We start from the raw sequence: 9,552 nt of genomic DNA on the forward strand, positions 1-9,552 counted from the left end.
TCCCACCGGGGGCAGGGTTCGCCCGGTAGGAGGCCAGCCTCTGGCCGATCCGGCGCCGGAGACAGCCCGAACGCACAATCGGCAGGAGGGCCGGCCTCCCACCGGGCGGCAAGGTTCGCCCCGCAGGAGGCCAGCCTCTGGCCGATCCGGCGCAGGAGACAGCCCGAACGCACAATCGGCCGGAGGGCCGGCCTCCCACCGGGGGCAGGGTTCGACCCGTAGGAGGCCAGCCCTCCGGCCGATCGGGCGCCGGAGACAGCCCGAACGCACAATCGGCCGGAGGGCCGGCCTCCTACCGGCCGGGGCAACCGTAGGAGGCCAGCCGATCCGGCGCGCCTCAGGCCGGCCCCGGATCCAGCCGCCGTACGACGTCCAGCGCAACCCGCCGGCTGTAGTCATGGATCTTCCAGTGAGCCGGGCTCCAGCCGACCAGGAAGCGGTAGAAGTCGGCCTGCGCCAGCGGGAACAGGTCCCGCCATTCGGCCTCCAGCGCGGCCGCCTCCACGTCCGGGTGGTGATCGCGCAGCGCCTCGCGCAGGGCATCAAAATAGGCGTCCAGCAGGTCGGCCTCGCGATGCTCCTGTTCCTCTTCGTCGAGGCAGGAGCCGATGAAATAGGCCACGTCCTTCATCCCGCAGCCGCCGCCGACGTACTGGAAGTCCACTGCCACCAAGGCGCCCCCGTCGGCAGCAAAACAGAAGTTCGCGACCTTGGCGTCACCGTGGACCAGGGTGTGAAAACGGGCCGCGTTCAGCCGGCGATCGATCTCCGCGGCCGTGCGGCGGATGGCCGGGTCCTCGATCGCCGCCCATTCTTCCTGACGGGTCGCCAGATGCCAGTAGCTTCCGACCGGCCACAGGCCGTCGGGTGCGGTGCCGACAAACGCCGCATGCAGCTCGGCCAGCCAGCGCAGGCAGAGGACCGCGCCGTCGAAGTCCAGGCGCTCGCGGCGGTCCGGGAAACCGGCCGCATCCAGATCCTCCAGGATCATCCAGCCGCCATGATCGTCCCCACCCGCCGCGAAACAGCGCGGGAGCCGACAGCGCGACGGATCGAGCCGCGGGGCGAAATCCGCGTACCAGGCCCGCTCCACTTCATAGGATCGCCGCTTGCGCCGGTCGGAAACCCCGCCGCCCCAGCCGCGCGGGTGGCTGACGGCTGCCGGGTAGCGAACGTCCTTCACCACCACCGAGGCTACCGTCGCATCCTCCAGGCGGTAGCGCCGGATCTCGCCGTAACCGCTCCACAGCCCCTGCACCCGCTCCTGCGGGTACGCCGCGCGGGCGCCGGTCGCGTCGCGCACGCGTGCGGCCAGCTCTTCGTCCTCCCGCGCACCCATGGCCGCAGCCGACTCAGTTGTGCAGCAGCGCGTCGGTGGTGTAGATCAGCAGCCCGTAGTCCTTCTGGTAGGTGTCGCGCATGTGCGCGGCAATGCGGGTGCAGAGCTCCTCGGACCCCAGCACCTCGATGCGGATATTGCCGCCCTGGCGCCAGTTGCCGCGACGCTTGCCGTGTTCGCCCCAGCCGCGGGCGTCGATCACGGTGTAGCCGCTGGCACCCAGCTTGCGGATCTCGTCGACCAGCATGTCTTCCAGGATCGCCTCGGTGACGATCACCATCAGGCGCATCGGTTCGCCTTCCATGCCCTATCCTCCGACTGCGTAGAGTTGTTCGGCCAACCAGAAGTAGAGCGGTACGCCGACGAAGATGTTGAACGGGAACGTCACCCCCAGCGAGGCCCCGATCGACAGTGCCGGGTTGGCCTCCGGCACCGCGATACGCATGGCCGCCGGCGCCGCGATGTACGAGGCACTGGCGTACAGCGTGGCCAGCAGCAGCGTGCCGCCCAGCGACATGCCCAGCCCCCAGCCCAGCACAATGCCGAGCAGCGCGGCCACCACCGGCATCACGATCGCGAACGCCACCAGAAAGGCCCCGTAACTGCGCACCTCGGCGATGCGGCTGGAGGCCACCAGCCCCATCTCCAGCAGGAACAGCGCCAGCACGCCCTTGAACAGGTCCCAGAACATCGGCTCCAGCGGCTCGATGTTCTCGGGACCGGCCAGGTAGCCGATCAGCAGCCCGCCGATCAGCAGGAACACGCTCTTGCCGAAGAACACCTCGTGCAGGGTCTTGCCCCAGCGGGTGCCGCCACCGGTGCCCGCCTTCGCCAGCAGGATGCCGATCACGATCGCCGGGATCTCCAGCAGCACCAGGAACACGATCATGTGCCCCTCGTAATCCAGCCCGCGCTGGGCCAGGTAGGCCACCGCCACCGAGAAGGTCACCACGCTGACGGAGCCGTAGTGGCCGGCGATGGAGGCCGAGTCGGCGCGGGTCATGCGGCCGACCCAGCGCAGCACCGGGAAGGCGATCAGCGGGATGAACGCCGCCACCACCAGCACGGCCAGTCCGGGCAGGAGCAGGGGCACCAGATCGGATTCGGCCAGTTTGACCCCGCCGTGCAGGCCGATGGCCAGCAGCAGAAAGATGGACAGTGCCTCGTACACCGCCATCGGGATCTTCAGGTCGGATTTGGCCAGCCCGGCGATCGCGCCGAGCAGGAAAAACAGAACGACCGGTTCGGAAACCATGGTCCTTGCCTCCAGTCAGAAACGTCGCCCCGCGCCGGCTCTCGCGGGGCACGGGACTGTCGGTCTTGTTCAGTCGTTGCCGGGCATCATCGAGGAGTGGTGATGCACGATCTTCCATTCGCCGTCGCGATTCTCGTAGACGAAGGTGTAACGCGCCGGTACGTCCCTGACCTCGCCGCCGTCGCGCACGCGAAAGGTATAGGTACCCGCATCCGTCAGCTTGTTGCAGCCGAACTTCACGTTACGCTGAGTGATCGTGCCCGCGGGCCGCTTCTCCAGGAAATGGCGGAAATAGTCGCGGATCTCGTCGCGCGTGGTGCGCGGAACGTTCGACACCGTGGGCAGCAGCACCGCGTCTTCGGCATAGCAGTCGGTCACCCGATCGGCGTCGCCGGTCTTCAGCGCATCGTTCCAGCGCTCGAACAGCTCTTCCGCCAGACGCCGCGTTGCCGGGGCGCAAACCACGCAGCTCTCGTCCACCGGGGTATCGATGGCGCCAAAGTTCGGGTCACCACCGGTGCCGGTCACCGGGTGGTGCTGGTCCCGGTACGAGGCACTCAGGCTGAAGCGGGCACGCGGCTCGCTGTCGGCATCAATGAACCGGGTGCCGCTGATACGCGGTCGGTCGTCGGAAGGATTCTTCACCGGTGTTCTCCGCGGGCGCCGTGGCGGCCCTGATCAAACGTTGGATTTTGCGAGCGATTGTAAACCGCCCCCCATAACCTGTCAGCCGGGGCTGTCAACCGGCGCCGTTCATCCGGCGGACGGCCCCTGTCCGGCATCGGCCTGCGCCTTGAAGGCAGCCAGCATGTCCTCGATCTGATTGCGCAGCCGTGCCTCGTCCTGAATGGCGAAGTCGAGAAAGGTCTGCGCCACCACCGACAGCACCTTCTGCCGCGGATGCACGATGTGCCACTGACGGTGGATCGGGAAATGCTCCACGTCCAGCAGCGCCACCGGCCCTTCCGCGCCCTCCGCGCTCAGGGTGTGCAGCGACAGCACCGAGATCCCCAGACCACCGATGACCGCCTGCTTGATCGCCTCGTTGGAGCCCAGCTCCATGCGCACCCGCGGATTGATACCGTGTTCCTGGAACAGCTTGAGGGTGGACTCACGGATCCCCGATCCCGGCTCGCGCATCAGGAAATTCTCCTGCTCCAGCTCCTGCAGCGGGATGTTGCGGCGCCCCGCAAGCGGATGATCGCGACTGGCCATCACCACCAGCGGGTTGGGCGCGAAGGGGTACACCGCCACGTCGGTCAGGCGCTCCGGCACATGGCCGATGATGTACAGGTCATCGTCGTTATTGGCCAGGCGGTCCAGCACCCGGTCGAAGTTCGAAACCTCCAGCGACAGCTCCACGTCGGGATAGCGCCGCGCGAACTGGCCGAGGATGCTGGGCGCGAAGTACTGCGCCGTGGTGATCACCGCCAGGCGAAGCCGGCCGCGCTTGAGGCCGTGCATCTCGGCCAGCTTCATCTCCAGGTTGGTCAGCGCCCCCAGCATCTCGCGGCAGGTGTCGTACAGCAGCAGCCCGACCTCGGTGGGCGACGCCCGACGCCCGACATATTCGAACAGCGGCAGCCCCAGCGCGGAGGAGAGCTTCTTGATCTGGATGGACACCGTCGGCTGCGTCAGGTGCAGCTCCTCCGCGGCGCGGGTGAAGCTGCCCAGGCGCACGATCGCCTCGAAGACCTGGAGCTGGCGCAGGGTCGCATGCCGGATCAGATGCGCCGGCAGCTCCGACTTGAGCATCACCTGCGGAAGGCCGGAATCCCGCGTCGAATCACTCTGACTCACGCCGCCCCCCGTTAACGGGTCGTCAGGCCGGCATACAGCATCGGCAGCTTCTCCGGCAGCCGTTCGACCCGGTCCAGCACCATGTAGTGGTTGCCGAAGATGCGCTCCACGTAATCATCGGCGTTGGGGTCCAGGCTCATGCAGAAACTGTGGACGCCATTGCGTCCGGCCTCCTCCACCGCGCGGCGCGCGTCGAAGCGCAGGTACTGCGGGTCGCGCACGTCGGTGTCCGAGGGCTCGCCGTCGGTAATCACCAGCATCAGCTTCTTCTGCGAGCCGCGGGCACGCAGCTGCTCCGTGGCATGCCGGATGGCCGCCCCCATGCGCGTGGAAAGCGCCCCCTTCATCCCCGCCAGACGCGCCCGCGCAGTGTCGTCCCATGGCGCATCGAAATCCTTGAAGCGGAAGTACTCGACGTCGTGCCGCCCGTCCGAGTTGAAGCCGTGGATCGCGAACGGATCGCCGATGCGCGAAATTGCACCCGAGAGCAGCGTGGTCGCCTCACGCGCCAGCTGCACCACCGAGGTGTCGGTCCCGCGCACCGTCTCGTTGGTCGACTCCGACAGGTCCAGCAGGACCAGCACGGACAGATCCCGCTCCTGGCGCAGATTGCGGGTGTAGATGCGCTCATCGGGCTGACGGTTCATGCGCAGGTCAATCTGTGCCTCCACCAGCGCGTTCACGTCCAGCTCGTCGCCGTCGGGCTGGCGGCGCAGGCGTTGCATCCCCTGTGGCTGAATCGCCTCGATCAGGTATTTCAGACGGGCAATCAGCGGCTTGTGTTTCTCATTGATCGCGTCGATCTCGTCCAGATCGCCCTTTGGAGGGCGGCGCTCCAGCAGGGTCACCCAGTGCGGGCGCTCCAGCTGCATCTGGTAGTCCCACTCGTGATAGTGGAACGGCAGCGAGATCGGCTCCTTGCCCTCCTGCGCGTTGATGCTGGTGTCCTCGCCATCACGGAAGAACTCCGTCGCCAGGACCATGATCTGCTGGGCATCGTCCCCGGCACTGGGCACGTCCAGGGTGTTGATCATCTCCATCGGCGTGACGTAGATCCGTTCCTGGCCGGAGCCGTGTGCGGCCAGCACCTCCGCCTCTTCTTCGTCCTCGCGGCCCACCGCCCAGATATAGCGGTTGTCGTCGCGGTAGACGACCTCGGGCGCGATCTGCTTCGGGTTCACGTAGCCCTTCTCCGGGAACGCCGGCGCCAGCGCTTCCGCCAGTTCCGCCGCCAGTCCCGCACGCTCCAGATCGGACTCTCGGGCGAAGGCTGCCCGCGCCTCGTTCACGAACGGGTGCGGGTCCGTGTAATCGGCGTCGATCAGGGCGCGCGCGGTCCGTGCCAGCAGTGGCTGCGGCGCATCGCCGTCTTCCGGGGTGGCCGTGTGCAGGGGTTTCCAGATCTGACCCAGCCCCGGGAACGCGGCCAGTGTCAGCCCCTCGACCCGGGCATCCTCGAACAGCTCCACCAGCGCGCCCCGGATCCCCCGCGGCGCCTCCTCTTCCTGACGCTCGCGGGTATGCACCATGTGCGCGGCGGCATGCGCGGCCGCCGCGCGATACAGGTCCAGACCGGAAAGCTCGTCGGTATCGTCGAAGGCATCCGGCAGGAACAGGGTGAAGCCCTGGATGTACGGCCGGTAGCCCTCGCGCGACTCGAAATCGCCACTGGTCGGACGCATGAAGAAATCGCGCCCCCACAGCGAGCGCAGATACAGGTTGATCCGCCGCTGCACGTCCACGAACAGCGTGCCGCGGCGCTCTTTCTGGAACACCGAACGCGACTCCGGCGACTGCAGACCAAAGTATTCGATCTGCGCCTCGAGATCCGTGCGATGGGCCTGCGCGCCCCAGGTGGCCCAGCGTCGCAGCCCGCCCAGGGTCAGATGGCTCAGCAGCTCGTCGAGATGCTCAAGCATTGGGCGCACGCCACGCGGGGCCTGCCCGAGCAACGAATCCAGCAGGCGCAGATAACCTTCGAACAGCGAATGGTCGCCCAGGCGACGCGCGGCGATGGGCGCGGTCGAGATTACCAGCGTGATCACTGCGGAACTGGTCTTGGAATACATCCGGATGGACGCACTCAGCAGCTCGGCCACCGCATCCTCGCCCAGCTCCTGGGCCAGCCCCGGGGCCTCCTGGATGAACGCCGCGACCAGATCGGTGCCCCGCCCCAGCGAATGCAGGCTGCGCGCCCCCTCAAGGTAATAGCGTTCCAGACCGGCCGGACTGAACGCGCGCGTCGCCTCCTGCCACGCGGACTCCAGCACCTGCGCGGCGTGTTCCCCGAGATCGTCGAGGAGGTCCGGATAGTCTTCCAGATGGATGCTCATCGCGCGCCCGCGCCGCCTCGAAGGCGGTCTAGAAGAACGTGGTTACCGCCGAATCCAGCGCATCGCGCATGTCCGGATCGTCGGTAATGGGCCGGACCAGGGCCATGCGACAGGCGGCCAGCGGCTGCACGTTTTTCCCGATCAGCGTGGCCGCATACACCAGCATGCGGGTGGAGATGCCCTCGTCGAGACCGTGCCCCTTCAGATTCCGTGCACGCTCGGCCACGCTGACCAGCTTGTCCGCTACATCCTCGCTCACGCCACCCTCGTGCGCGACGATCCGCGTCTCGGTCGCATGATCCGGATAGTCGAAATCCAGCGCGCCGAAGCGCTGCTTGGTCGATTGCTTCAGGTCCTTCATCAGGCTCTGATAACCCGGGTTGTAGGAAATCACCACCTGGAAGTCGGGATGCGCCTCGACCATCTCCCCCTTTTTCTCCAGCGGGAGCACCCGCCGGTTGTCGGTCAGGGGATGGATCACCACCGTGGTGTCCTGCCGCGCCTCCACGATCTCGTCGAGATAGCAGATCGCCCCGAGCCGGGCCGCCATGGTCAGCGGTCCATCCTGCCAGCGCGTCCCCTCCGCATCCAGCAGATAGCGCCCCAGCAGATCCGAGGCGGTCATGTCCTCGTTGCAGGCCACCGTCACCAGCGGCTTGCCCAGCTTCCAGGCCATATGTTCCACGAACCGCGTCTTCCCGCAGCCCGTCGGACCCTTGAGCATCATGGGCATGCGCGCCGCATACGCCGCCTCGTACAGCTCCACCTCGTCGGCGACCGGCTGGTAATAGGGCTCTGCGGTCACCCGGTATTCGCGCAGTTCGTCCTGCATGGCAATGCTCCTTCACAAAAAGGCCGGGCAGCGCCCGGCCATGCTCGCGTTTCCGTTTCGGCTCAGTCCGGCCAGACCCGATCCGGATGCAGATTCTCCCAGGGCGCATCACCGGTGGCGCGATCGTCGTTCCCCGGTGAGTCCTTGCGACTCCCGCGGCTGCCGCCGGAGGCCGGCTTCTTCGTCGTCGTTCCACTGCTCTTGCGCGTGCCGCCCGACCCGCCAGACCCGCCGGAACTGCCCGCGGTTTTCTTTGCAGCGGGCTTCTTCGCCGTGCTGCCGCGCGTCCCGGTCGTCGCCTTGCCGGCCGACGACTGGCCCGAGGCGGGCTTCTGCGCCGGCTTGTTCTCCGCGGTTTTCTGCTCCGTGGCGGACTCCGGTTTGCTGCTCGACTTGTCCTCCGTCGAAGTGCCCGATGCCTCGCCCTTGTTATCCTGGTTTTCGCGCGCCGCGCGCACGCCGGCCGCCAGCTTGTTCTGCAGGTCACTCATTGTGAAACCTCCTCGATGATGGCTTCGATCTCGGCCGCCGCCGCCTGTCCGGGTTTCCCCAGATCATAGACGGAGCTGCCTTCCAGCGCCGAACGCCGGTAGATGGCCCGCCGCCGCAGCGTCTGCTCCAGTGCGGGAATGTCGATCTCCATGAGGGCATGCTTCATTGCGCGCGAGAGCGCGCTGCGCACCTCAAGCTGGTTAACCACGATACGCGCCTGCAGATCCCGGTTCGCCCGTTGCGCGTCCTCCAGGCCCGTCCCCATGCGGACACTGCCCCACAGGTCCACCGGCGAAGGAAGCACCGGGATCAATGCCAGGTCCGCCGCTGCCAGGGCCCCGTTCACCGCACCGCCTTCCAGGGTCGGCGGACAGTCGATGACCACGAAGTCATAATCGCGCCGCAGATTCGCCAGCTCCCGATCCAGCGGCCCGGCCACCGCGAACACGGATGCCGGGAACGGCTTGCGCTCCGAACTCATGCGCGCCCATTGCCCCGCCGAACCCTGAGGATCGGCGTCGACGACCAGGGTCCGGCCGCGCCGGGCCAGCCCGGCCGCGAGATTCATCGTCAGGGTGGTCTTGCCGGTCCCGCCCTTCTGATTGACGACCGCGATCACCCGCGAGCCCATTACAAACCCCGGGTCATGAAGTCACCTCGCCGGCGAGCCGGTCGACCTCGAGCGCGAAGGCGCGATCCGCCTCGCCGATGGCCTCGCCGTCCCGGGCGTCGATGGTGATGTTCACGTAGGTCGTCCCGAAGCTGATGTTCGGATGATAACCGTCGGCCTCGGACAGATCCGCGACCCGGTCGAGGAAATCCCGCGTCACCCCGTAACGATCAAAGGTGTACTGCTTGCTGATCGACACCAGCGAACCCTTGCCAGGCTCCCAGCCTGCGGGAACCACGTCACCGTTCTCGGCCATCGGAATCTCCGCTGCCGTTTGCATTCATTTGAGCATCGATCTCGCGCACGTGTTCCCACTCTTCGTCGAGCAGGGCCGAAAACAGCGCGGCATCCTCTCGGGCGCCGGTGCGACGGCAATACGCCATTGCTTCCTCGTACATCCGCACCGCGTCCAGCTCCAGCGCACGGTTGTACTCCATCAGCTGCCGCACTGACCGCCCCAGACGCACCGGAGCCAGCTGGCTGCCGGGAGGCGCCAGCCCGTAGTGCATCAGGCGGGTCATCAGGCGATCCGCATGCTCCAGTTCCTCCTGCGCTTCCCGCCGCAGCGAGTCGCTCAGTTCCGCCATGCCCCAGAGCGCGGTCAGCCGCGCCTGGGCCATGTACTGCTGGACCGCCGACATTTCATGCGCGACGGCCCGGTTCAGATAGCCCACGATCCGTGGATCGGCCATCGGCGTATCCTCAGCTGGCGGAGCCGCTGGCGCTGGGCGCACTCGGCAGGATGCTTTCCACTTCGGAATGCACGCGGGCAATGATGTGCGCAGCCACCAGGCCGTCACCCACACGCTCGCAGGAATCGGCACCGGCACG

Annotated in this window: 11 protein-coding genes and 1 pseudogene; all 12 read right to left on the reverse strand. The window is 67.2% G+C overall.

The window, feature by feature from the left end:
* Positions 1-337: 337 nt before the first annotated feature.
* Entirely contained in the window at positions 338-1,339 is a 1,002-nt protein-coding gene (locus tag C998_RS0113320) for a phosphotransferase (RefSeq protein WP_018871373.1), read from the reverse strand.
* A gap of 13 nt (positions 1,340-1,352) precedes the next feature.
* Positions 1,353-1,643: a hypothetical protein gene (locus C998_RS0113325; protein ID WP_018871374.1), complete on the reverse strand. Its 291-nt coding sequence runs from the start codon at positions 1,641-1,643 to the stop codon at positions 1,353-1,355.
* Between the two features lie 3 nt (positions 1,644-1,646).
* Positions 1,647-2,594 (reverse strand): sodium-dependent bicarbonate transport family permease, encoded by a 948-nt coding sequence (locus C998_RS0113330; protein ID WP_018871375.1) that lies wholly within the window; start codon positions 2,592-2,594, stop codon positions 1,647-1,649.
* 69 nt (positions 2,595-2,663) lie between these two features.
* Positions 2,664-3,239, reverse strand: a complete 576-nt coding sequence (locus C998_RS0113335; protein ID WP_018871376.1) for an SgcJ/EcaC family oxidoreductase — start codon at positions 3,237-3,239, stop codon at positions 2,664-2,666.
* Positions 3,240-3,347: 108 nt separating this feature from the next.
* Positions 3,348-4,349, reverse strand: a complete 1,002-nt coding sequence (locus tag C998_RS0113340; protein WP_018871377.1) for a LysR family transcriptional regulator — start codon at positions 4,347-4,349, stop codon at positions 3,348-3,350.
* Between the two features lie 56 nt (positions 4,350-4,405).
* Positions 4,406-6,727, reverse strand: a complete 2,322-nt coding sequence (locus C998_RS0113345) for a nitric oxide reductase activation protein NorD (RefSeq protein ID WP_018871378.1) — start codon at positions 6,725-6,727, stop codon at positions 4,406-4,408.
* A gap of 28 nt (positions 6,728-6,755) precedes the next feature.
* A complete protein-coding gene (locus C998_RS0113350; protein ID WP_018871379.1) occupies positions 6,756-7,559 on the reverse strand; it encodes a CbbQ/NirQ/NorQ/GpvN family protein in 804 nt (267 codons plus the stop codon).
* A gap of 62 nt (positions 7,560-7,621) precedes the next feature.
* Positions 7,622-8,050: a hypothetical protein gene (locus C998_RS0113355; protein WP_018871380.1), complete on the reverse strand. Its 429-nt coding sequence runs from the start codon at positions 8,048-8,050 to the stop codon at positions 7,622-7,624.
* Positions 8,047-8,682, reverse strand: coding sequence for a ParA family partition ATPase (gene parA, locus C998_RS0113360; RefSeq protein WP_018871381.1), 636 nt, complete (start codon positions 8,680-8,682; stop codon positions 8,047-8,049). The genes C998_RS0113355 and parA overlap by 4 nt, the downstream gene beginning before the upstream one ends.
* Positions 8,683-8,695: 13 nt before the next feature.
* Positions 8,696-8,977, reverse strand: coding sequence for a 4a-hydroxytetrahydrobiopterin dehydratase (locus C998_RS0113365; protein WP_018871382.1), 282 nt, complete (start codon positions 8,975-8,977; stop codon positions 8,696-8,698).
* A complete protein-coding gene (locus tag C998_RS0113370; protein ID WP_018871383.1) occupies positions 8,961-9,413 on the reverse strand; it encodes a bacterioferritin in 453 nt (150 codons plus the stop codon). Before C998_RS0113370 ends, C998_RS0113365 begins: the two co-directional genes overlap by 17 nt.
* Positions 9,414-9,423: 10 nt before the next feature.
* Positions 9,424-9,552 (reverse strand): annotated as a pseudogene (locus C998_RS14195) (carbon dioxide-concentrating protein CcmK); the annotation flags it as partial.

The sequence above is a fragment of the Thioalkalivibrio sp. ALgr3 genome, assembly GCF_000377325.1.
Taxonomy (GTDB): domain Bacteria; phylum Pseudomonadota; class Gammaproteobacteria; order Ectothiorhodospirales; family Ectothiorhodospiraceae; genus Thioalkalivibrio.

Excerpts from the sequence above, each read along its gene's own strand:
- C998_RS0113365 (WP_018871382.1), bottom strand. The coding sequence starts at position 8,977 with ATGGCCGAGAACGGTGACGTGGTTCCCGCAGGCTGGGAGCCTGGCAAG.
- C998_RS0113355 (WP_018871380.1), bottom strand. The coding sequence starts at position 8,050 with ATGAGTGACCTGCAGAACAAGCTGGCGGCCGGCGTGCGCGCGGCGCGC.
- C998_RS0113325 (WP_018871374.1), bottom strand. The coding sequence starts at position 1,643 with ATGGAAGGCGAACCGATGCGCCTGATGGTGATCGTCACCGAGGCGATC.
- C998_RS0113330 (WP_018871375.1), bottom strand. The coding sequence starts at position 2,594 with ATGGTTTCCGAACCGGTCGTTCTGTTTTTCCTGCTCGGCGCGATCGCC.
- C998_RS0113370 (WP_018871383.1), bottom strand. The coding sequence starts at position 9,413 with ATGGCCGATCCACGGATCGTGGGCTATCTGAACCGGGCCGTCGCGCAT.
- C998_RS0113320 (WP_018871373.1), bottom strand. The coding sequence starts at position 1,339 with ATGGGTGCGCGGGAGGACGAAGAGCTGGCCGCACGCGTGCGCGACGCG.
- C998_RS0113345 (WP_018871378.1), bottom strand. The coding sequence starts at position 6,727 with ATGAGCATCCATCTGGAAGACTATCCGGACCTCCTCGACGATCTCGGG.
- C998_RS0113340 (WP_018871377.1), bottom strand. The coding sequence starts at position 4,349 with ATGCTCAAGTCGGAGCTGCCGGCGCATCTGATCCGGCATGCGACCCTG.
- parA (WP_018871381.1), bottom strand. The coding sequence starts at position 8,682 with ATGGGCTCGCGGGTGATCGCGGTCGTCAATCAGAAGGGCGGGACCGGC.
- C998_RS0113350 (WP_018871379.1), bottom strand. The coding sequence starts at position 7,559 with ATGCAGGACGAACTGCGCGAATACCGGGTGACCGCAGAGCCCTATTAC.